The sequence below is a fragment of the Rudanella lutea DSM 19387 genome, from assembly GCF_000383955.1.
GTDB classification, from domain to species: Bacteria; Bacteroidota; Bacteroidia; order Cytophagales; family Spirosomataceae; genus Rudanella; species Rudanella lutea.
This window is the reverse complement of record NZ_KB913013.1, coordinates 2,701,760-2,724,695: the sequence shown is the minus strand read 5'-3', so window position 1 is coordinate 2,724,695 and position 22,936 is coordinate 2,701,760. Positions and strand designations below refer to the sequence as shown.

Genomic DNA, 22,936 nt, shown 5'->3' with positions numbered 1-22,936 from the left:
TGTAACCACCACGTTTCACACAACCGTATGAACGCATTATACCGAATGCCCATTCGGGTATTGGTTTGTGTATTGCTCAGCGCTGCTACCATTCCACTAAAGGCTCAACCTCGGCCTAACCAAACAACCCTCACGCCCACGCCCCGGCAGTCGTTCGTGCCTACTCCGCAAGCAGTGCGGGGGTACTGGAATATTGATGTTGTAGGCGATTTCTACTTGCCCAAAACCAAATCGCTCACGTTTTGCGGAGCTGGGCGTAACCTTCACGTCAACGAAAGCTGGGACAAACTATTCCGGCGCGGGTTTTCGTCGATCGAGCGCGCCCGGATGACCGAAGATGAAATTGGGTTCGACCCAGACGCCTACAACCGGCACGACTATGAGGCTAAATACAACAAATCGGCAACCTGGAAGAGCCGGTTACGTCCCGATCAGCGGGCTCTGATTCTGTACCAAAGCTATTTTGCCGATCAGCCCTTCAACCTGCCCTGGGCCCGTAACAGCGAGTTGGCAAAAGATACGTACTTCACGCGCCCGGCCGGTGCGGCCAATGTGCGCGAGAGTATGGGTGTTGCCATGTCGGAGCTGGATGGCGGGTGTGTGGGGTTCAACGACTGCCCGCCGTCGGGCGAGATGAGCACCTATGGAAAAATATTCTTTGATATTGAGAATGAGGGTACAAGCTTCGAGAACCGGCAGGAGCACGCTAATCTGTACGTGTATAAAATCTGGAAGTTGCTGAAGGTGATCAGTCCCTTTACGGAAGTAGGCGGCATCGGCCCGGTGCCGCACAACAGCTATGGGTACTCGCGTTCGTCGGACTTTGCCAATATTAGTTCGCCCGACTGGCTCTGGGAAATGACCGCGCAGCACATCGAAGCTACCAACACCCGCGGCCGGGGTATGCCCGATACGATTGTTGGGAAGTCGTTTGGCGAACTGGTTCATTTTCAGATGCCCGGTACATACTATTTATCCTCCGACTTCGACTACGCGGCCCCGCACAATGGTGACGAAGACCGGCATTGGTTGGCCAGCCTGCTCGGCGAACAGGAGGTAAACATGAAACTCTCCCCTAAAAAGCGGATTGCCTGGCAGTGGCTGTTCAATACCCAAAGTTCGGAGCCGGGGCAGGCGAGTCGGGCGGAGTTTCCGGCACCACCCGCTATTGCCGAAGGAATGGCTATTTTTTACTGGTTTACGGGGGCGCACGGCGCTATTTTCTGGGACGATTGGAACCAGTTGACCCCTAATGCACCCGTGGTGCCGGGCCGCGAAAATCTCGATAATAACCGCAATTACAGCGTGTACGAACACTATCTTCACGGGCTTTGGCGGCTATTTAAGCACCACGGCGATCTGTTCAACGGAAAAGAGAAGTACCTGAACGAGAATACAGAGTGCTCGTACGACAACGGCCAAACCTGGGTTCGGATGAACTCAAACGCCCAGAAACGGAGTGGCAAGCCCTTTGCGCGGGCTATTGTCAATGGCGATCAGATTCTGATTGCGGCCACTCAGCCGTATGCATCGCCTGATAAAGAAAGCCAGATGATGGTTCGTTACACGGATGGGAATTACCAGTTCTACACAACGATCAATCTGAAAGGCGACGATATTTTCCTGGGCCGCGCCACCATGCCCAAGGTGTACACACTGGCGCTTGGCTGCAAAGGAAACTGTAAATAAAAACGGCGTAGGGCCCACGGTTTTGCCATGAGCCCTACGCCCGTTGTTTGGGTGAAAGCGCAACGTGCCCGCCTTGATTCGGTTTAGATCCGGTCGATGAGTTCTTTCACCGGCTGCACTTCTTTACCCATGATATGCTCCAGAATGGCACGGGCATGCTCACGACCATTCTCGATGAACACTTTCTCGGTGTAAATACCCGCGAGCACCGTTCCGCAAACGTATAGGCCCGGAACGTTCGTTTCGAATGTCTGTTTGTCGAAGGCAGGAATCTGGGTTTCGGGGTCCAGTTCAATGCCACACCGACGAAGCAGGCTGGCATCGGGTGTATAGCCCGACAGAATCAGCACAAAATCGGCCGGGAGCACTGATGTCTCGCCCGTTTCGACGTTTTCGAGGTGTACCTGATGCGGTTCAATCCGGGTCACCCGTGTGTTGAACTGCGTTTTTATCTTGCCCTCCTTCACCCGGTTCTTAACGTCGGGAATGAGCCAATACTTCACCGTCGGTTTGAAGTCTTCACGCCGGTGCACCACTGTCACGTCTACATCGTGCCGGTACAACTCCAGAGCCGCTTCTACGGCAGAGTTGGCCGCGCCCACAATCACGACCTTGGTAAACGAATACCGGAACGGTTCGTCGTAATAGTGCGATACGTGCGGGAGGTCTTCACCCGGAATGCCCAGTTGCCGGGGCTTGTCGAAATACCCCGTGGCCATAATCACCCGATGTGCCGAATAGGTATCGCCCGTGGTAGTAAACACGGTAAACAACTCGCCTTCTTTCTCAACCCGATCGACCTCCGTAAAGACCTTGGTGTTAAGCTTGTAATAGGCTGCTACTTTACGGTAATACTGGAGGGCTTCGTTGCGGGTGGCTTTTACGCCTGAGATCGGAAACGGGATGCCGCCAATTTCGATATTCTCGGCCGTTGAAAAGAAACGCATCAGTTTTGGATAGCGCCGAATTGATTCGGTAATGCTGCCCTTTTCCAGAATCAGGTGAGACAAACCATTTTTTGCGGCTTCGATACCCGCAGCCAGGCCGCAAGGGCCACCACCAATGATGATTACGTCGTAGAGTTGCATAGCCCCATAACACGAAAGAAGCCTTCCTTGGTTTGCACCGGGAAGGCTTTTTTGGAAGTTTAGCTGTCTGCAAATGGTCTACCGAATCCGGACCGAACTGATCGGTACACAAAGGGGATTATCGATCGACAATACAAACTGGCTAACCGGGCGGCAGGTAGGGTCGGCCGGGGTGGGCGACAGAACCGCGTACACGTACCGGCGTATCGTCTGCGTGGAGGTGTTAGTTGTCGGAACAGCCGTTGTGTTGAGCGTAGCTATCCCGTTGGTCGGTGTAACCGTATCCAGTAAGGTACCTGCGCCGTTGTAAGCGTCAGTCGGGTCGGTGAGTGGAGTGGCTGAGTAAACAAACGCGACCGAACTACCCGCATATATTCCCTCGGTAAGCACCGACACCGAGAGGGGCGGTACTGGATTCCCTGAGCAAAGTGTCAGTAATGAGCCACCCGTAAACACGGGGCAGGGCTCTTCGTTTAAGGGGGGCTGCACCTCGACCTCAGTGCTGGCTGTACAGCCGTTCGGGCCGGTTATGGTAAGTACGTAGAAGCCCGGCTCCGACACATCGACCGTTGCTTGGTTTGAAGTGAAACTGTTGGGGCCTTGCCAAAGCAGGGTTGAGTTGGCAGGCGTTACTGTTGCCGAAATCGTTACGGTACAGGTGGTACAATCTGGTACGCCCCCGTACGCATCGACAACAACCGGTTCTTCTTTGTCCTCTTCAACCAGGGCCGTAACCGTGGTAAAGGCGTCGGGGCAGGCTGCCGTTGCCGCATTGAGCGTGTACGTACCAGCTACTGTTACGACGGGATTCTGCTCGGTACTGGTGAAACCGTTAGGTCCGGTCCAGCGGTACACACCGTTAGCGATGGGCGTATTTTGGGCATCGGTCAGCGCGGCCGTGAGCGTCACCGATGGCTGAGTGCAGGTAATAAGGCCTCCTGTGGCCGTTGCCCGCGGTTTGGGCAGAATCGTAATCACAATGCCGTCGTAGGGTAAGCAGGTGCTCGGCATGGGCGATATCGGCTCCACAACCGCATACACATACTTGTAAGCAGTAACCGACGTGTTGAGATTAGTCTGGATGGCCGAGGCATCAATCGAAACCAGCACTCCACCGGCTACCGTCGACGATGAGCTGGGCGTAACAACACCGAGTACATTGGTGGCACTGTAAATAACCGTCGGGTCGGTTTGGGGAGTGTCGAAGCACACAAACTTTATCTTGTCGGTCAGGGCCAGCGATGCGGCTTTTACTGTCAGGTTGCCAACAGGTGCGCCCTGACAAACCGTAAGCCCGTTGGGTTGGGCCTCGATCGATGGACAGGCGTAGACCGAGAAATCGTAGTTCTGGTTATTCTCACCGGCATCGCCCGTCAGGACATTGATAAAGGCGGTGTTCCCGTCGAGCTGAGCGTCTGAATCCCGGATGCCGCTATCCGTACCGCTGCTTACCTGATAAGGTGAAATGAAGTAGGTCTGTGTGGCCGCCAGCCGCGCCCCGTTTCGAGTAACCGGCCGGATGGTCCGGGTGCTTGCCGTCAGGAGGTAGTTGGTCAGCTGCGTCATATCCATCCGAACCTGATAGTTGTATTTGAACTTCAGACCGCCGGGCACGTTGCTGTTGTTAAAATACCACTGTCCGCCGTTAGCGGTTGTTGTAGAGGCCACCTGGGTGTTGCCGTCGTACAGCATAACAACCAGCCCATCAATACCAGGTTCGTAGGCATCCTGAATACCATTACGGTTATCATCGAACCACACCCGGTTTCCAATTTCGACCGGAGCTACGTCGCAAATAGGTTTGTTATCGCCCAGACCGGACGCTTTACCAAACGAACCGGCATCATCAATGAAGACCACAAACCCCCGCTCGGCGGCACCGCTGGTGTTGTTATGCACCCGCCATCCGGCCGACTTGTAAATTTCGTTGATGGGGTCGTAGGCCGACGAGATAACCTCGTTTTTGCCGGGAATGAGGCTCAGGGCGCCATTATTAATTTCGTCGTGGGCCTTGTTGCCTAAAAATACCCAGGCATCGTCGCTGTAAAACTCACCACCACCGGGTCCCTGGTTATTGCCAACCCCGTTGAGGCTGGTCTGCGTGCCCACGGTGCCGTTGTTTTCGAGAGCAAATTGGTTATTGGTGACCGGAGCTGCGCGGAGTAGGTCACCTCCGGTGAAACCATCGTAATAGCCGTTGCCACTTGGGTCATGGTTAGCCACACCCGACAGGTGCCCGAACCGGTCGAGCATGCCGATAATCATGTGGCCGTTGACATCAAACTCAAGGTCGGTAACCATGGGCTGGGGCCACATCACAAAGTTGGCATTACAGGGCGCCGGAAACTGGTCGGTCCAGGGCTGCCAGTACTTAAAATTGATACAGTCGCCGGTAAGGTCGGCGGAGCCGCGTTCAAACGAAAGCGGGAACTCCAGTATGTGCTGGAACTGTCCGTTGGGCAGGCTGGGGTCGAGTTCGTACACATGTCCCGACAGCAGCGTGCTGCTGACCGCATTGGCGTAGGTAGAGGCATCGGTTGGGGCGTATTCGCCCGAACAAACTCCGCCTACATATACTTTGCCGTGGTGTACTTTGAGTGCCCAGGGCCGAAACTCACCCTGAGGGCAGCCGGGACCGTTGATAGCCCACGATTTGACGTCGGTAGCCGGATTGGGTTTCTGAGCAGGTACCCCAATTTTAACCCCGTACACCCGGCGGTCGAACAGGTTGACGACATAGAGGGTTTGGTCATCTTCCGACATATCGGTACCGCCAAAACCAACTCGCCCCATGGCCTGCATCGGGCCGGGGTCGTCGCTCGGAAATAGTTTATTGCCGGGCAGTCCGCTGTGCGGATCGGGGCCGGTCTGAATACCAAGATCGTTGGGGAAGCTTAAAAATGGGGTGGTCGGGTTTGGCGAGGTACTGGTAAGATCAGTCACATAAATACCGCCGGTGCCCAGTGGCCCAAAACCAGCGTGTCGTTTGACGACGGCCGTGCTGAATATGAGTTTAGTACGGCGTTGTAAAGCCAGCCCCCATACGCTGCCCGTTTGGCCTCCCAGGGCGAGATGATCGGCCGGGAACTGGGCTTTGTTACCTGAGCTGTTGCCGTCGCCTTTGACCGAAAACGCGTCGTAATCGAAAGCAACGATAGCATCAGCATTAGCCGATTGTAGTTCAGCCGGAATAGGTCCGTTGGCGTCGGTGGTTTTGAGCGGGTCGCCGTTGACAAAACAAGGCGTAACCAGGCGCACGGGGCCGGGTTGGCAGTAGTCACTTGGGTAATTGATGCCCGTATTGACGTCGGAAGCCGGAGCCCGCACAAACTGAACCGTAGTGCCACCGCCCTGTCCGTTGTGGGGGGCGGGGAAGTAGCCGCCTGGGTAATTGACAAATTCGAGACGCACCCGGCTGTTGGCTGGGATCTGAGCCGCCGAGAAGCTGTAAGCGCCGTTTGCGTCGGTAGTGGTTGTGATGGGAACTGTGCTTAGTTCGACATACGCCCGAACGGTAATGCCCCCAACCCCCAGTTCAACCGGGGCCGAGGTGCTCCGGGCACCGGTTAGGGTAGGGACCGAGGTACTCCGGGCACCGTCGTTGTCAAAGTCGCGGAATACACTTCCGCTAATCTGAGCAGACGCTAATGTGCCAGTCAGATAGAATATAATGCCGAAAAGCCAGACTCGGCCGGGCATCTTGAATACTATATTTTGTTTCATGAGGCTGTACGTTGGATTAAAAAGGAACGTTGAAAATCAGAGCATTCGGTCGGGGTTAAGAGGTTGAGGTATATCGTACGGGTTTCGGTCGGTAGCTAAGCGCCGGTATACCTATCGGTTTGTGCAGCTCTTACTTAGTTACATTTACGACAAGCAGTGACTTGCAAACATCTTGCCAAGCTATTTGCCCATATTTCGGTAACTTTACTTCGTGAGTGAGCCAGATAATCAACTTAGCCTGCCAGACTTGGTATTTTCCCATTCGCACGAAGAAGAGGTTACTTACTTCGCGGATTTAATATTGCCTTTGCCTATTCCAAACCTGTTTACATACAGGGTTCCGAGAACGATGGTCGAGGTCATCAAAATTGGTGCCAGAGTGATTGTCCCCTTTGGTAAAAAGGACGGTCGTGTACTAACGGCGATTGTCGCAAGGCTTCATAATACCCCTCCGCCCCGGTATCAGGCACGGTATATCCTTGAGCTTCTGGATGATTATCCGCTGATTACCAGCTATCAGCTCGAACTGTTTCGCTGGATGGCCGACTATTACATGTGCTGCATTGGCGAGGTGATGAATGTGGCTCTGCCTTCAGGGCTCAAGATTTCGAGCCAGTCGAAGGTGCAGTACAACCCCGATTTTGACTATCCGGAGTTGCTCAGCCCAGAAGAAGTCACCCTGCTCGAAGAGCTTAAAAAACACCCCGCCCTCACCTACGAAGAACTGGGGCGGCTGGTGGGCGAACTCAACGTGCCGACCGTGATTAAGGCGCTCGTTGGGAAGCGGGCGGTGATTGTTTTTGAGGAGGTGCGGGAGAAATACGTGCCGAAAATGATTCGGAAGGTAAGGCTTGGTGCCGCTTACGAAGATCGGGAAGCGTTGCTGGACCTGATTCGTAAACTGGACAAATCGCCCAAACAGCAGGAGGTGGTGATGCGCTACCTGCGCCACGTACCGGTGCTGCTCAATTCGGCACTCAACAGTCGGGGACTCGACAAAACGGTGCTGAATCAGGACGACGAAATCTCGCAGTCGTCGATGACTACTCTGATAAAAAACGGGATTTTTGAAACGTTCGAGGTCATTCAGCCTCGCTTTTCTGATAACCTCGCGCCCACCGTCGAAATTCGCCTGACCGAGGCTCAGCAACAGGCGTCTGAAGCCATTATGGCCAAGTTTGGTACGCAAAATATCGTGTTGCTGCACGGTATTACGGGTAGTGGCAAAACGGAGGTTTACATTAACCTGATTCAGCAGGCTCTCGAAAGTGGCTCGCAGGTGCTGTATCTGCTTCCCGAAATCGCCCTGACCACCCAGATTGTGGTGCGGCTTCAGCGCGTTTTTGGTGATAAAATGGGTATCTACCACTCTAAGTTTTCCGACAATGAGCGCGTAGAGGTCTGGAAAGGGGTGGTATCGGGGCAGTATCAGTTCGTGGTGGGGGTACGGTCGGCCGTGTTTCTGCCATTTGACAATCTTGGTCTGATTATCGTCGATGAAGAGCACGAAACCTCGTACAAACAGCATGACCCGGCTCCGCGCTATCACGCCCGCGATGTAGCCATGATGCTGGCCCAATGGCAGCAGGCCAAAGTATTGCTGGGATCGGCCACGCCCTCCCTGGAGAGTTATTATCAGGCTCAGCAGGGTCGTTATGGGCTGGTAGAGCTGTTTCAGCGGTTTGGAGATGCGACGCTACCCCAGATCACCCTCGTGGATACAAAGGTGGAGAAGAAGCAAAAGACGATGAAAAATGAATTTACATCGGCTTTGCTGACCGCCTTGGGCGATAATCTGGAGCGAAAAGAGCAGAGTATCCTGTTTCAGAACCGGCGTGGATACTCGCCCTATATGCAGTGCGAAGACTGCGACTGGACGGCCGAGTGCCCCAACTGCGATGTAAGTTTGACCTACCACATGAAGGTGGGCGAATTGCGCTGCCACTACTGCGGCTATAAAGAAGAGGTGCCCCGCACTTGCCCAGTTTGTGGCTCCACCAAAGTAAAAACAATTGGTTTTGGCACCGAAAAACTCGAAGACCAACTCCAGATTCTGTTTCCGGAAGCCCGGATTCTGCGCATGGACCTCGACACAACCCGGGCCAAAAATGCGTATCAGCAGATCATTGAGGAGTTTGAACAGGGTAACGTCGATATGCTTGTGGGCACGCAGATGATTACCAAAGGGCTCGATTTCGACAAGGTGAGTTTGGTGGGTATTTTTGATGCAGACCGAATCATCCATTTTCCTGAGTTCAGAGCGACGGAGCGGGCGTTTCAGATGCTTACTCAGGTGAGCGGGCGCGCGGGTCGGCGGGGTGGTCGGCAGGGGCGGGTACTGATTCAGACGAGCAACCCGCAGCAACTGATTCTCCAGAAAATTATCACCAACGACTACCGGGGGCTGTACGATGAAGAGATTCGCGAACGGCAGGATTTTAACTATCCGCCTTTCTCGCGGCTGATCAAACTGACGGTACGGCACCCGGAGCAGCACATCAGCAAGCAGGCGGCCGAACGACTGGCGGCCGAACTGACCGATACCCTCGGCAGTAGTCGGGTGCTGGGCCCCGAACAGCCGTTGGTGGAGCGAATCCGTAATCAGTTTCTGTACGATATTCTGATTAAGATTGAGCGCGGCCCGGTCAACATGAAGGCGGTGAAAGAATTTATCCGCGATCGGATCAACGATATTCTGACTGACAAAGGACTCCGGCAGGTATCTATCGTAGTCGATGTCGACTGTCTGTAAGGATCGGGGCCGGTAGATAATTATGACTGTCCGCCCGGGCGTGCAGAATTGTCGGCCCAACGAGTTCATTATTTGGCTACACATTGCCAGCTAAAACCAGCCCGAAATAGAGCCTGCCTTTTTAGATTATTCCGGGAAACGTAGACCGGGAAATGAATAAATTTTAAGGGAGATTATTATTTTTTTACCCCGTCGAGACTGGCCCGTTGGGTCGTTTTTGGCGGGGTTTCTATTTACGGCCCCTTGCCCCTAAAATGGGTAAATAGGGGTATTTTGGGCCAAAATCGCACGCTCAGATTGCCTAAGTACGGGCAATTCATGTCCAAACAAATTCGTTATTGCCGTGTTCAGATTAATTGACTTTCTCGGGTGATTAAATAAACCATTGGTCTGATTACCTGTCAAAGAGTCAAACAGTGACGCAGTACTCAATTGGACATGAACACTAGAGCCATGAATAACAAGCAACAAAAAATCGGTACCGGAACGACGTTCCGGACGATCTCGATACTGGCCTTATTAGCCATCGTTCTTTTCTCTTCATTTGCCGAAGCCCAGGTTATTCAGCCGCTACGGAGCCCCCGTCAGTGGAGCCCCCAGGCTAAGGGTGCCGTAATTGGTGGTGCCGCTGGTGCTGCAGCGGGTGCTATCATCCACAAGCGTAACCGCGTAGTGGGTGGGGTTGTAGGTGGTGCCGTAGGTGCCGGTGCCGGATATGCCATCGGTAAGCGGATCGACAACAAGCGCAAAGCGGCCGCTGCCCTCGCGGCTCGCCGGGCCGAAGAGGAGCGGATTGCAGCCGCCCGCCGTGCCGACAACGAATCGTACGGACAAGCCAACCGGGTGTTACTCGCTCGGGGTAAAAAAGCTCCCGCGCTGGCAGCAGCGGCTGGGGTAGGAGCGGGCGCTGCGGTGGCCGGGGCTGCGTACGCGGCCAATGGCACAACGCCCGCTACACTGGCACCGGCTCAGCCGACGTATATGACCAACACGGGCTACTTGCTCAACCCGACATTTGGCGACCCAACGTCGGCCTATCCCGACTCCGAAGTTCGTCGGAAGAGCTGGTAAGCCTCTCTATCGCAGGCAGAGCTGTCTGCATCCATTCTTAGTACGTTCACAAGGCTCGGCCCGACAGATGATCGGGCCGGGCTGCAAAACACACTGAAATCATGATACGGAATCTGAAATTTATAAAGGCATTTTTGCCGATCTGGGTGATGGTAGCCCTTTTGTCGGCCTGTACAAAATCAGGCGACGCCGTTGATGTAAAAGACCTAAACCGGCAGTTTATTGAGGCCTGGAATAGTAAAGACAGTGAGAAGATCACGAGTTTCTTGGCCGACGATGTTCACTTTTTGCAGGGCAATACCCACTTTACGGGTAAGGCCGAAGTGTCGCAGAAGTGGGTTCGTGAAACCCTCCCGACGCTGAGTGATCTGAAAACCTACGCGGTGACCTCAGCGGTAGACGTCCAAACGGCCTATGAAGCCGGTACGTACTCGGTCGATGTGCTACCCGATAGCCCGCAGGAACCGGGTGGTGTAGGCAAGGGTAATTTTATCCTGCTCTGGAAAAAAGCCGCCGACAACTCCTGGAAGCTAAGCTACGCGCAACTCGAAGGGTTGCCGGTGGTGGCTAAACGATAATAAGGCCATCAGGCCTGTACAGGGTCGGTCTTACTTCGGTAGGGCCGACCCTTTGTGTGTTATGGGTGTAGTAGCTGCTCCAGATCGGGCGATAACCGGCAGCGCTCGGTACTGAGGGCGTGTATATTTTCGGGGAGCAACATCCGGTTACGGGCGTTGTCGAAATGCTCGGCGAAGTCGGTCCGCATTTCGCGTCGTTTCAGGGCTTCCAGAAACCGGCGGGCGTCTTCGGCCGTTTCGAGCAGGAGCGGGGGCACTTCGGTCGGCTTGCCCGTTTCGTCTTTGGCCACCATCGTAAAATACGAGGTGTTGGTGTGTTTGCTAACGCCCGTTTTCACGTTTTCGGCTACCACCTTAATACCTACCACCAGCGAGGTGCGACCGACGTAATTAACCGACGCCATGAGCGAAACCAGCTCGCCCACCTCAACCGGTTGCCGAAAATTGACCCCATCGACCGAAACCGTCACGCAGTACTCGCCCGCGTGTTTAGCCGCACAGGCGTAGGCTACTTTGTCCATCAGCGACAGCAGGGTGCCGCCGTGGATTTTACCGCCAAAGTTGGCGTAGGCCGGGATCATGAGTTCGGTGAGGGTGGTCCGCGAATAACTCACGGGTTTGGCAGTCGATGCAGACATAGGTAGGAGCGTATAGGTAAACAGGATAGACAACGGGCGGCCGTTAGGGTGCATAATTACAAAATCCCGGCGCGATGGTCCATAAAGGCACAAAAAAAGACCGCGTCAGGGCGGTCTTTCATACCCGAAAACGGGCTTGTATGAGTTCGAAGTAGCCTACACCGAGAAGCTTTCGCCACAGCCGCAGGTACGCGAGGCATTGGGGTTTTTAAACTGAAAACCTTTGCCATTGAGCCCATCCGAAAAGTCGAGTTCGGTGCCTGCCAGATACAGCAGACTTTTCCGATCTACCAGAATCTTGATACCCTTATCCTCCACCAGATGGTCGGATGGCTGTTGCGTAGCGTCGAACTGAAGATCGTACATAAGGCCCGAGCAACCTCCGCCCTGTACACCTACCCGGATAGCGTGTTCGTCGGTCAACCCGTCTTTCTGACGGAGTTCAACAATCTTATTCTTAGCGCTTTCTGATACAGTTACCATCGCTGTGTCAATGAATTATGAAACGTGTAGACGGGATAAAGCTCCTGCCGGAATTCGTTATCCAGTCTCAAAATACTAACTTTTGCCCGGCTTGTAAAGTTCATTACCGAACGCACAGTCCGGTTTTATCTATTTTTTGAAAACGAAACATGCTGACCAACGTCGAACATATTGGCATTGCCGTCCGGAGTCTGACCCAGTCCAACGAACTCTTTCAGAAGTTGCTCAATGTAGCCCCCTACAAAGCAGAAACGGTAGAGTCAGAAAACGTAACGACTTCATTTTTTCGGGTCAACCAAACCAAGATAGAGCTGCTCGAAGCCACTGATCCCAGCAGTCCTATCGCCAGGTTTATCGAGAAAAAAGGCGAGGGAATTCATCACATCGCCTTTGAGGTCGATGATATTGTGGCTGAGATGGAACGGCTTCGGAACGAGGGCTTTACGCTGCTCAACGAAACCCCCAAGCTCGGAGCCGACAACAAGCTGGTTTGCTTTCTGCATCCCAAAGGCACCAACGGGGTGTTGGTTGAATTGTGTCAGGAAAGGTAGGAAGGGGGGAGGAAAGGAGGAAAGGGAGAAGGGAGGAAAGGGAGGAAGGGTTTGCCGCGCTTGCGTCCCTTTCCTCCCTTTCCCACTTTTCTCCCCCTTTAAACCAAATTATTCTTAAACGCGTAGGCAACCATACCGGCGGTGTTTTTGGTGCCTGTTTTTTCCAGAATGCGGAGCCGGTGCCCCTCAACGGTGCGGGGGCTGAGGAATATCTTTTCGCTGATTTCGGCGGTCGACAGGCCCTCGCAAATGAGCTTGAGAACCTCTTTTTCGCGTTCCGATAGGAGAATCTTGCTGTTGTACAGCGTAGAGGCTGGCTTGGCAGCAGCCGCTGCGTTGGTCATTTTGCGCAGCATAGCCCGCGACACAAACTCGTTCAGATAAACCCCTTCGTCGATCACCTTCCGAACAGCTTTCTCGACTTCTTCGGGGTCGGAGTCTTTCAGCAGGTAGCCGCTAACGCCCTTTTCGAGCAGGTGCAGCACCATCCGGTCTTCGTCGTGCATGGTAAGCACCACAATTTTAACCAGTGGGTGGTGTTCGCGCAGGTAATCGGCCGTAGCTGTACCGTCGAGAACAGGCATTTGCAGATCGAGCAGAACGACGTCGGGCATACGACGCGCAATCTTGTCGATCAGTTCCTGCCCGTTGGCGGCTTCCAGAATCAGGTCGAAGTCGGGGATTTGCGTCAAAATGGAAGCCATACCTACCCGAAACAGGTTATGGTCGTCGCAGAGCGCCAGTTTGATCTTACGCATTGGTTAAGGGTCGTTAAATAAGAAGGGAGGCCAATTTAGGATTTTCGAGCGGAACCTGTACAATGACACGGGAGCCCCGGCCGGGCGCCACATCAAACGTAACGTGCCCCTCAACTATGCTGAGCCGGCTTTCGATGTTACGTAGCCCAAGGCCCCGTTGCCGGTTTTGGAGCACCTCGTCGATGTCGAAGCCCCGGCCGTTGTCGAGTACAGCCACGCGTAGCTCATCATCGTGCCGGAAAAACTGAATCACAATCTGGCTGGCCCCCGAGTGCCGAATGGCGTTGGTGACCAACTCCTGCACAATACGGTACAGCATGACCTCCAGCGAGGGTGCTACAAACTCGAAGCTGTCGTGCCCTTCCAGCTGCACCCGCACCTGATCATTGGTGGCATTGCCGACCAATTCTTCCAGCGCGGCCAAAAGCCCGAAGCGTTCGAGCGTGGTAGGCACCAGGTCACGGCTGATCCGCCGGACATTCTTGAGGGTATCGTCGAGCAGTTGGCGGGTTTTGTAGGCTTGGGCGCGCTCGGGCGAGTACCGGTCGAGGCTGCGTTCGAGTTGGTTGAGGGTCATTTTGGCTACGGATAGCATCGTGCCAATGTCGTCGTGCAGATCCTGCGCCAGCCGTCGGCGTTCGGCTTCCTGCCCCCGAAACATGGCCGCCATCAGCTCCTGCCGGTGCCGCTCCAGCATTTCCTTCACGGTAAGCTGATGATGCGACTGCCGATGCTGATAGTAAGCCACGAAAATAACAATGAAGATAGCCATAATCAGCATAGCTATTGTCGCAATCAGCAGACCATCAGGGGGCGTTTCCATGGGTGGTTTGTTAAGGCGTTAAGCGTCGGGCATGAGACAGCGCAATGGCTAAACCAATATTTCGGGTAATTTCTACGCATTGTTCAATAATGACCATAACGGGAAGTTTGAAGGTGCCATTCCATACAAAGGTGTAGTGGATAAACGGGCTCAGAAAAACACTCCCGGCATGGGCAATCAGCAATCCGCAACAAATCCAGAATATGGGGTATTCCAGCAGATTGTCGACCGGTAACTCACGAACCAGATACAGAAAGAAACGCAATACCAGCGTGAGCATCAACACATTCTCGACCACGTACGAATACCGGTTGAGTCGGTGATTCTGCCAGTCGCTCAGAGCCGGATTTGACCAGACGAAATCAAATCCAAAAAATAGTGTAAACAGCACGCCAACAACAACAATTGCTCTCTTCTCATACGAGTACGGAAACGTGTGGTAAAACATCGCCAGCAACAACAACGCCCGTACGAGCAAGTCCGCGTTGAATAGCATCAGGTTATTGATGCGGTAACTGGAGGTCACAATGCTGGTGAGGTTACGAAACGTAGTCCAGCCAATAAAAATGACCACCCAGCGCAGGTAAGTCGGTTGACCTTTGTAGCCTCGCACAAATAGCAGAGGTAGCAAAATCGATAACTCGGTGGCTACCGTCAGCGGAAACTTCAGCGTATGTCGTAAAAGAGCTTCAACAAAACTCACCATTAATTCGATTGGTCACATTGATCGGGGCACCGGGCACCATCGCCGTATATTCCCGTTTGGGCGCCGTTGTCGGGCATATCATCCTTCAATCCTCTGGGGGCCCGATGTCTGTCGTTCCCCTGTTTGTTCATGCCCACCAGCAGAAGTCGGGGTTCGCCCTCGCAATGCCCATGGTAGATTCGGATACCCGTACAATCGTCGTCGGCTAATATTTTCAGCAGCAACTCTTTGCTGAAGGCTTCGGCATGAACGGGCTTCGTTTGTGTTTCGCATTGTTTCCGGTAGGCATCTACCCAAACCCGGGCTTCATCGTGGTTCATTTCTCGGCCACACTTCTCAAACGGAAACGGTTTTTTCATGAACAAATAGAGCAAGGTTCCAGATAGGCAAGTTAGCCTTTTTATAGGCTAGGCCGAATAGCCGATGCCCAAGAGATCCCCAAAATGGGGGCATCTACGGGCAAGAATACGTAGTTCTACGCTATCAGAATCCGCAACAATCCCCCATTTTTGCGATTGCGTAATTATGCGCTATTAACACTGGCTCACCTTGCAGACCTTTGTAAGGTCAATGCCTAACAGCACGACATTACGTTTTTCTCATCTCATAGGTTAGGTATGAAAAAGCCGGAGCATTGCCCCGGCTTTTCTTATTTTCACAAATAGTGGTGAGTAGTCGCCCTTAGGCAATCGAAAGCAGGTACTGACCGTACCCGCTTTTCACCAGAGGCTTGGCGATTTCGCAAAGCTGCTCCTTGTCAATAAACTTCATGCGGTAGGCAATCTCTTCGATGCAGCCGATCTTCAGGCCCTGCCGCTCTTCTATTACCTGCACAAACTGACCGGCTTGCATCAGCGAGGCAAACGTGCCGGTATCGAGCCAGGCGGTGCCGCGGTCCAATACGCCGACTTTCAGCTTACCGCGCTCCAGGTATACCCGGTTTACGTCGGTAATTTCCAGCTCACCCCGGGGCGAGGGCTGAATATTCTTGGCGATCTCGACCACGTCGTTGTCGTAGAAATACAGACCGGGTACGGCGTAGTTTGATTTGGGCTCGGTTGGCTTCTCTTCGATAGAGAGTACGTTAAACTGCTCATCGAACTCTACCACCCCGTAGCGTTCGGGGTCGTGCACCTGATAGGCGTACACCACGCCCCCGTCGGGGTCATTGTTAGCCTGCAATAACTTCGACAGGCCGGAGCCGTAGAAAATGTTATCGCCCAGAACCAGGGCCACTTTATCATCGCCAATAAACTCCTCGCCGATGATAAACGCCTGCGCCAGACCGTCGGGGCTGGGTTGTTCGGCGTAGCTGAACGAGCACCCAATCCGCGAGCCATCGCCCAGTAGTTTCTCGAAATGCGGCAGATCGTGCGGGGTCGAGATAATCAGGATTTCGCGAATGCCCGCCAGCATCAGAATCGAAAGCGGGTAGTAAATCATGGGCTTGTCGTACACAGGCATCAGCTGTTTCGAAACGGCAAGCGTCAGGGGGTGAAGGCGGGTGCCGGAGCCTCCGGCCAGGATGATTCCTTTCATCTTTAATTAAAGAGTGAAAGAGCGAAAGAGCGAACGAGTGAAAGTGCAAAATTCCAGTTGTGCACTTTCACTCGTTCGCTCTTTCGCTCTTTACCGGTTTGCGTACATGTCTTCGTAATACTTCTGATAATTCCCCGACGTAACGTTGTCGAGCCACTCCTGATTGGCCAGGAACCAATCCACTGTTTTTTCGAGGCCCTCTTCAAACTGAAGCGACGGTTTCCAGCCCAGTTCGTTCATAATCTTGCTGGCGTCGATAGCATAGCGCAGGTCGTGCCCGGCCCGGTCGGTGACGTAGGTAATCAGCTTGGCCGATGTGCCCTCTTCACGGCCCAGCTTGCGGTCCATGATGGAGCATAGCAGATGAACCAGATCAATGTTTTTCCACTCGTTGAAACCGCCAATGTTGTAGGTGTCTCCCAGCGTACCGTTGTGGAAAATGGTATCGATAGCCCGTGCATGATCCACCACGTACAGCCAGTCGCGCACGTTCTCGCCCTTGCCGTACACAGGCAGGGGTTTGTTCGTCTGAATGTTGTGGATCATGAGCGGAATCAGCTTCTCGGGGAAGTGATTGGGGCCGTAGTTGTTCGAGCAGTTGCTCAACACGACGGGCATTTTGTATGTATTGCCGTAGGCCCGCACAAAATGGTCCGATGCCGCTTTAGAGGCCGAATAGGGCGATTGGGGATCGTAGGGCGTTGTTTCGAGGAAAAAATCTTCGGGGTTGTGCAGTGAGCCGTACACCTCATCGGTCGAGACGTGGTAAAAACGCTTGCCTTCAAAGGCCGTTGCCGACTCTTTCCAGCAGTTTTTGGCCGCGTTGAGCAGATTCACCGTGCCCACCACGTTGGTCATCACAAACGACATAGGGTCGGTAATCGACCGGTCTACGTGCGACTCGGCCGCGAGGTGAATCACGCCATCCGGCTGAATTTCGGCGAACATGGCGTCGAGAAACGCAGCGTCCGTAATGTCGCCTTTGACGAATGTATAATTGGGCGCGTGCTCAATATCAGTAAGGTTGGCCAGATTGCCCGCGTACGTCAGCTTGTCGAGGTTGACAATGCGGTACTCAGGGTACTTGGTCACAAAAAGCCGGACTACGTGAGAGCCGATGAAGCCGGCACCGCCGGTAATTACAATTGTTTTCATGGTAGTAGTTTGTGGTTTATGGTGTATCGTTTGTGGTTTATTGGGCATAGGCTACCATAAACCACCAACAATGAACCATAAACTAACTCAAAGTTTGCTGCCAGCGCCAGGCATCCTGCAAGGCATTGGCCAATGATCGCTTGGCGGTCCAGCGGAGGCCTTCGGTGGCTTTACTGACGTCCGCATATATCTGCTCAATATCGCCCGGCCGACGGGGGCCCAGCGTGTATGGTAGCTTGATACCGTTGATTTCTTCAAAGGTATTGATCAACTCCAGTACCGAAGCACCCCGCCCCGTGCCGATGTTGAAAATGTCGTAGAACGAGTCGGTATTTTTCTGGCTGAGCAACTGCAGGGCACTCACGTGGGCATCGGCCAGGTCCATAACGTGAATATAGTCACGGATAGCCGTACCATCGGGCGTATTGTAGTCGTTACCGTGAATGGTCAGGCTTTCGCGCTGCCCGGCGGCAACCTGCAACAGGTAAGGGACCAGATTGGCCGGTACGCCCCGGGGTAGCTCCCCAATGAGGGCTGAAGGGTGCGCCCCGATCGGGTTGAAGTACCGCAGCGAAATGGCCTTAACAGGCATCACGGCCGCCACACAGTCGCGGATAATATCTTCGCACATGGCTTTGGTATTGCCGTAGGGCGACGATGCCGGTAGCCGGGGCGTAGCCTCGGTGACGGGGAGCCGCTCGGGTTGGCCATATACCGTGCACGACGATGAGAACACCAGATTGTGTACCTGATACTTGGGCATCAGTTCCAGCATAACCATCAGTGAGTTGAGGTTATTCCGGTAGTAGAGCAGGGGTTTCTGAACCGACTCACCCACGGCCTTGGAGGCCGCAAAGTGAATAATGCCGATGGGGCGCTCGCTGGCGAAGATCGTCTCCATCGCATCGGCGTCGTTGCAGTCGGCTTCGTAACAGGTAAGTCGGCGCCCCAAAATTTGTTCCAGGCCGTTGAGTATGTTCTTCTCGGAGTTCGAGAAATTATCAACGATAATTGGTTCAAAACCGGCTGCAACCAGGGAGACAGCTGTGTGCGAACCGATAAAGCCGGCACCGCCTGTCACCACAATTTTCGACACTGTATTGTCTGCGGGAGTCAAATCGTTTTTTGTAAAATTTTGTTCTTAATTTAGGGTAGCGCCCAGCAGAGCGACCCAAAAATCGGACAAAACTATAAAATTCAGTTTCTTTCTGAAAGGAGTATTTATCCTGTGTCAGACAGACTGAGTACCAAACGTATATGAACGACAGCGAGATTAAAGCGCTTATATCCCTTCTGGACGATGAGGACCGCGAAGTGGCCGATCATGTAGAGCAGCGAATTCGGGAGTTGGGCGGTCGGTTAATCCCGTATCTGGAATCGGAATGGGAAGGTAGCTTTAACCCGCATTTTCAAAAGAAGATTGAGGAGCTGATTCATGATCTTCAGTACCAATCGGTGCTTGAGCGCATCCGCGACTGGCGTAACGGGGGCGGTATGGACCTGCTCGAAGGTCTCTGGATTGTGGCTACGTATCAGTATCCTGATCTTTCGCTTGAAAAGTTGCGGCAAGACCTCAACCAACTGTATTACAAAGTGTGGCTCGACGTGGGTACGGATATGCACCCCGTGGATCAGGTAAAGGCCCTGAATAATGCCTTTTTTAATACCCTCGGGTTTGCACCCAACTCGAAGCATTTTCATTCGCCTGCCAACTCGATGATCAACCAGGTGCTGGAGTCGCGCCGGGGTAATCCTATCTCGTTGTGCGTGATTTACATGCTGATGGCCCGTAAAATTGGCATGCCCATTTACGGCGTAAACCTGCCCAACCTGTTTGTGCTGACTTACAAGCAGCCCAACGGGGTGCAGTTTTACATCAATGTGTTTACGCGGGGGCTGGTGTTTTCGAAAAACGACATCGATCACTACATAGGTCAGCTGAACCTGAAACCGAACGAGATTTTTTACCAGCCCTGTTCCAACATCGACATCGTCCGCCGGACGCTCCGCAACCTCATGCTGGCGTTTGAGAAAAAAGGCGATTCTGACCGGGTCAAAGAGGTCGAAGCTATTCTGGATGCCGTACAGGACGAGGGCGATGGTATGCCCCTGTCTGATTATTCGCAGCGGTAAACGTACGCCGTGCAACTTTAACCAAACGGGCCTACGTGAATGTACAATGTAAAATGCATGATTCAGGATTGTGTTATCTGTTGATAATCAGGGTTTTCATTATGCACTTTACACTGTTCATTGTACATTCATCTGGGCCCGTGCGTTGCTTTACGGACAGGCCACGGCCAGCAGGCCCGGCCCAATGGCCCAGCAGTGAATCTGTAAGGTTTCTTCATGGTCGGGCAGGCGCACATGTCCCGTCAGGCGCTCGGCCCCGTCGGCGAAGGGCTCAATGTGGAGATGCTCGCGGAAGGTAAGCTGCCGTTTCCCGTAGAGTTTGTAGAGGCACTCTTTGGCGCACCAGTACACCGCCAACCGGTCGGCGCGGCCGGCTGCGTGCTCAATTTCGGCTTCCGACAGTACGCGCGGCACTACCCGGGTAAACTGGGCCCGGATGGGCTCAATGTCGATACCCACGGGGCGGTTTTGGTGCCATACGGCAGCCGCCCAGCCGCCTGTATGCGAAATAGAAATATGCGCCGGGCTCCCCGCCGATTCGGGCTGGAGGAGGTGCGGCTTGCCGTATTCATCTTTAACCAGACCCCGGTACAGATAATGGTGTGCCTGTGCGAGCGTCTGAACTGCCACCCGGCAGGCAAGCCACTCGACCCGCTGATTGGGGTGGGTGATGCCGTCCAGATCGGCCTGTTCGGGGGCAGTAAGCACCAGATGAGCGCGCAGCGTGGGCTCATCTTCCTCAATGCGCCAGAGAACCACCCGGCAGTCGGGATTGAGGGCAAACGTTGTGTGGAGGGGCATGGGGCAAAAGTCGGAAGTCTGTATGGGAAAAAGAAAGGTTTGCCGACCTTTGTCGGGTAAGTCGTTCGGGAACGGTAGCAGAAAAAAGGAGAGAAGGCTCCGAACGACCGCATCGCGCAGATTACCCATGAACGTTCATAAACTTGATACATTTGGCGGCCACCGCGATGGGGTGTATGCCCTTGAAGCGGGACCAACGGCCGACAGTTTTTTTTCGGCGGGCGGAGACGGCATGGTGGTGCGCTGGCAGCTCGACCGGCCCGATCTGGGTAGCCTGGTTGCGCAGGTGCCCGCGTCGGTGTACGCCCTGCATTACGAGCAGGAGCGTAACCGGCTTTGGGTGGGGCAAAACTACGAGGGCCTGCACCTGATTGACCCCGCAAACCGCGTGGAGGTAGGATCGCTGAAGCTGACCAACGCAGCTATTTTCGATATAAAGCAGTATGCCGATACGGTTTTTGTGGCCCTGTCGGATGGGGTGGTGGTGGTGCTCGATGCCAATCAGCTGGCCGTGCGTCGGCATTTGAAGGCCTCCGACCAAAGTGCGCGTTGTATGGCCATCAATCCGGTCGAACGCGAATTGGCCGTGGGCTACAGCGACCATCAGGTCCGCATTTTCGATCTGCATACGCTGGCGCTCAAGCAAACACTATCGGCGCACGTCAACTCGGTGTTTACGGTGGCCTACACCCCCGATTTTCAGACACTTATCACGGGTAGCCGCGATGCCCGGCTCAAAAGCTGGGATGTGGAAAATGGGTACGCGCTTCGGCAGGAAGTCGTGGCCCATATGTTTGCCATCAATCATGTTGCCTTCAGCCCCGACGGTCAGCTGATGGCCACGGCAAGCATGGATAAATCGATTAAGATTTGGGATACGCCGACTCTGCGACTGCTGAAAGTGGTAGATCGGGCGCGCCATGCCGGCCACGGCACCTCGGTAAATCGGCTGCTGTGGAGTGCGTACCAGAATACGCTCCTTTCGGCAAGCGACGACCGGACGATTTCGGTCTGGCAGGTCGTAAAGTAAGGTAATCTGGATTTCAGGCCGACCGGCGGTCTTGTGGGCGGGCGCGTTCCTTTGGCACATTTTATGCCTAATACTTTTCAATTACGCGTAAAGAACTTTACTTTCACGCTGACACAATTGCTTTCGACCCTACATCAATTAGGCGCATCGTATGAAAATCACGCCCATAGAGATTCGGCAACACACCTTTGAAAAGGGTTTACGCGGCTACCGTACCGACGAGGTAGACGCTTTCCTGTCGTCGCTCTCGCAGGAATGGGAGCGGGTGGTTGGCGAGCAGAAGATGCTGAAAATGCAGCTTGAACTGGCTGAAAAAGAGCTCAATAAGTTAAAAGAGGTAGAGCTGACCCTGTTTAAGACGCTCAAAACCGCCGAAGATACCAGCAGTCAGATTACCGATCAGGCCACCAAGGCGGCCGAGCAGCATCTGGCCGAAGCCCGCCGAAAAGCCGACGATATGCTGGCCGATGCGAAGAAAAAATCATCCATGATGATTCAGGACGCGCAAAATCAGGCCCGGTATCTGAAAGACAACATTCTGAACGACCTCAAGGCTATGGAGCACGACTTCAAGGCCATGGAGCGCTACAAGGACACCCTGGTGGCGCAGATCAAAACGCTGTCGGCCAACGCCATGGATAGCGTTGATCGGTTTGAGAAGAAGTTTGCCAAGCAATCGTTTAAGGGTAAAATCGACGAGGTGGCTACGCAAATTAAGGAAGAACAGCGCGAAGCCGAAAAACAGGCGCAGGCTGCCGAGCCCCAACAAGCCGCTGACGGACTCGCTGCCGACACCGAATCAGGTACGCCGACCGCTGCCTCTGAAACCGGGCGGGAAGCTATTGCTGAAACGGCGGATATGCCTACCGGCGACGAGCTGGTAGAGCCGCCAACGTCGCGCGGGCCGGAGGTTGAGCCCTCTGCCGAGCTGGTGCAGCAGGTAGATGAAGCCGTACAGATCACCGCTGCCGAAGTGACACCCGAAACCACCCCGCAACCACCCGCCGAGACCAAACAGGGCGGATCATTTTTTGACCAGATTTAAGGCCTTTGGGCCACCCGCATGGGAACCATCGCGTTAGAAGGACTTGAGTTTTTTGCCTACCACGGCTTTTACGACGAGGAGCAGAAAATTGGAAATAAATACTCCGTCGACATTGTTGTTACCGTCGACTTTTCGGAAGCAGCCCGGCAAGACCGGCTCAGTGCAACCGTCAACTACGAGGAGTTGTACCGGATTACGACCCGGGTGATGCAACGCCCGGCCCGTTTGCTGGAGCATATTGCCCACAGTATCATTACCGAGATTCGGCAGGTGTACCCAACCGTGGCCGATGTGGAGGTGAGTGTCTCTAAATTCAACCCGCCGGTTGGGGGAGTCTGTCACCGCGCCCGAATTACCCTGAGGGGATAAAGGG

General features: G+C 54.0%; 21 protein-coding genes. 9 read left to right on the top strand and 12 right to left on the bottom strand.

Annotated features, from left to right (window positions below; all coding sequences use genetic code 11):
• Positions 1-27: 27 nt before the first annotated feature.
• Positions 28-1,689, top strand: a complete 1,662-nt coding sequence (locus RUDLU_RS0111245) for a hypothetical protein (protein ID WP_245581664.1) — start codon at positions 28-30, stop codon at positions 1,687-1,689.
• 83 nt (positions 1,690-1,772) lie between these two features.
• On the opposite strand, the gene RUDLU_RS0111240 is transcribed toward RUDLU_RS0111245, so the two are convergent.
• Together RUDLU_RS0111240 and RUDLU_RS27335 are read right to left on the bottom strand one after the other, a co-directional pair.
• A complete protein-coding gene (locus tag RUDLU_RS0111240; RefSeq protein WP_019988483.1) occupies positions 1,773-2,777 on the bottom strand; it encodes a YpdA family putative bacillithiol disulfide reductase in 1,005 nt (334 codons plus the stop codon).
• Positions 2,778-2,855: 78 nt separating this feature from the next.
• A complete protein-coding gene (locus RUDLU_RS27335; protein WP_083940565.1) occupies positions 2,856-6,500 on the bottom strand; it encodes an SdrD B-like domain-containing protein in 3,645 nt (1,214 codons plus the stop codon).
• 238 nt (positions 6,501-6,738) lie between these two features.
• Between RUDLU_RS27335 and priA the strand changes: the two genes are divergently transcribed.
• The 3 genes from priA (at position 6,739) to RUDLU_RS0111220 (ending at position 10,901) form a co-directional block, all read left to right on the top strand.
• Positions 6,739-9,252 (top strand): replication restart helicase PriA, encoded by a 2,514-nt coding sequence (gene priA / locus RUDLU_RS0111230; RefSeq protein ID WP_044130247.1) that lies wholly within the window; start codon positions 6,739-6,741, stop codon positions 9,250-9,252.
• Between the two features lie 453 nt (positions 9,253-9,705).
• A complete protein-coding gene (locus RUDLU_RS0111225) occupies positions 9,706-10,323 on the top strand; it encodes a glycine zipper domain-containing protein (RefSeq protein ID WP_044130245.1) in 618 nt (205 codons plus the stop codon).
• Positions 10,324-10,424: 101 nt separating this feature from the next.
• Complete coding sequence (locus tag RUDLU_RS0111220) at positions 10,425-10,901, top strand: YybH family protein (protein WP_019988480.1); 477 nt, start codon at positions 10,425-10,427, stop codon at positions 10,899-10,901.
• Between the two features lie 59 nt (positions 10,902-10,960).
• Here the strand turns inward: RUDLU_RS0111220 and RUDLU_RS0111215 are convergent, their stop codons facing one another.
• Both RUDLU_RS0111215 and RUDLU_RS0111210 read right to left on the bottom strand, forming a co-directional pair.
• Positions 10,961-11,539, bottom strand: a complete 579-nt coding sequence (locus RUDLU_RS0111215) for an acyl-CoA thioesterase (protein ID WP_019988479.1) — start codon at positions 11,537-11,539, stop codon at positions 10,961-10,963.
• A 156-nt stretch (positions 11,540-11,695) separates the two neighbouring features.
• Entirely contained in the window at positions 11,696-12,022 is a 327-nt protein-coding gene (locus RUDLU_RS0111210; RefSeq protein ID WP_019988478.1) for a HesB/IscA family protein, read from the bottom strand.
• A gap of 149 nt (positions 12,023-12,171) precedes the next feature.
• Between RUDLU_RS0111210 and mce the strand changes: the two genes are divergently transcribed.
• Complete coding sequence (gene mce, locus RUDLU_RS0111205; protein WP_019988477.1) at positions 12,172-12,573, top strand: methylmalonyl-CoA epimerase; 402 nt, start codon at positions 12,172-12,174, stop codon at positions 12,571-12,573.
• A 98-nt stretch (positions 12,574-12,671) separates the two neighbouring features.
• Here the strand turns inward: mce and RUDLU_RS0111200 are convergent, their stop codons facing one another.
• The 7 genes from RUDLU_RS0111200 to galE form a co-directional block, all read right to left on the bottom strand.
• Entirely contained in the window at positions 12,672-13,331 is a 660-nt protein-coding gene (locus tag RUDLU_RS0111200) for a response regulator transcription factor (protein WP_019988476.1), read from the bottom strand.
• Positions 13,332-13,344: 13 nt separating this feature from the next.
• Positions 13,345-14,154, bottom strand: a complete 810-nt coding sequence (locus tag RUDLU_RS0111195) for a sensor histidine kinase (protein WP_019988475.1) — start codon at positions 14,152-14,154, stop codon at positions 13,345-13,347.
• 10 nt (positions 14,155-14,164) lie between these two features.
• Entirely contained in the window at positions 14,165-14,860 is a 696-nt protein-coding gene (locus RUDLU_RS0111190; RefSeq protein WP_019988474.1) for a hypothetical protein, read from the bottom strand.
• On the bottom strand, positions 14,860-15,219 hold the full coding sequence (locus tag RUDLU_RS0111185) for a hypothetical protein (RefSeq protein ID WP_044129416.1): 360 nt from the start codon (positions 15,217-15,219) through the stop codon (positions 14,860-14,862). Before RUDLU_RS0111185 ends, RUDLU_RS0111190 begins: the two co-directional genes overlap by 1 nt.
• 322 nt (positions 15,220-15,541) lie before the next feature.
• A complete protein-coding gene (gene rfbA / locus RUDLU_RS0111180; RefSeq protein ID WP_019988472.1) occupies positions 15,542-16,399 on the bottom strand; it encodes a glucose-1-phosphate thymidylyltransferase RfbA in 858 nt (285 codons plus the stop codon).
• Between the two features lie 90 nt (positions 16,400-16,489).
• Positions 16,490-17,554, bottom strand: coding sequence for a dTDP-glucose 4,6-dehydratase (rfbB, locus tag RUDLU_RS0111175; RefSeq protein WP_019988471.1), 1,065 nt, complete (start codon positions 17,552-17,554; stop codon positions 16,490-16,492).
• Positions 17,555-17,636: 82 nt separating this feature from the next.
• Complete coding sequence (gene galE / locus RUDLU_RS0111170; RefSeq protein WP_027302965.1) at positions 17,637-18,671, bottom strand: UDP-glucose 4-epimerase GalE; 1,035 nt, start codon at positions 18,669-18,671, stop codon at positions 17,637-17,639.
• Positions 18,672-18,811: 140 nt separating this feature from the next.
• Here galE and RUDLU_RS0111165 point away from each other — a divergent pair, with 140 nt between their 5' ends.
• Positions 18,812-19,687 (top strand): transglutaminase-like domain-containing protein, encoded by an 876-nt coding sequence (locus RUDLU_RS0111165; protein ID WP_019988469.1) that lies wholly within the window; start codon positions 18,812-18,814, stop codon positions 19,685-19,687.
• Positions 19,688-19,837: 150 nt separating this feature from the next.
• Here RUDLU_RS0111165 and RUDLU_RS0111160 read toward each other — a convergent pair whose 3' ends face one another.
• Positions 19,838-20,617: a 4'-phosphopantetheinyl transferase family protein gene (locus RUDLU_RS0111160; protein WP_019988468.1), complete on the bottom strand. Its 780-nt coding sequence runs from the start codon at positions 20,615-20,617 to the stop codon at positions 19,838-19,840.
• On the opposite strand from RUDLU_RS0111160, the gene RUDLU_RS0111155 reads away from it, so the two are divergent.
• The 3 genes from RUDLU_RS0111155 to folB all read left to right on the top strand — a co-directional run bounded on the left by RUDLU_RS0111155 (position 20,616) and on the right by folB (position 22,932).
• The gene (locus RUDLU_RS0111155; protein ID WP_019988467.1) at positions 20,616-21,518 is read left to right on the top strand and encodes a WD40 repeat domain-containing protein; all 903 of its coding nucleotides are present in this window, start codon (positions 20,616-20,618) and stop codon (positions 21,516-21,518) included. The genes RUDLU_RS0111160 and RUDLU_RS0111155 overlap by 2 nt on opposite strands.
• Before the next feature lie 151 nt (positions 21,519-21,669).
• A complete protein-coding gene (locus tag RUDLU_RS0111150) occupies positions 21,670-22,563 on the top strand; it encodes a DivIVA domain-containing protein (protein ID WP_019988466.1) in 894 nt (297 codons plus the stop codon).
• Positions 22,564-22,581: 18 nt separating this feature from the next.
• Complete coding sequence (folB, locus tag RUDLU_RS0111145) at positions 22,582-22,932, top strand: dihydroneopterin aldolase (protein WP_019988465.1); 351 nt, start codon at positions 22,582-22,584, stop codon at positions 22,930-22,932.
• The last annotated feature ends 4 nt before the right edge of the window (positions 22,933-22,936 follow it).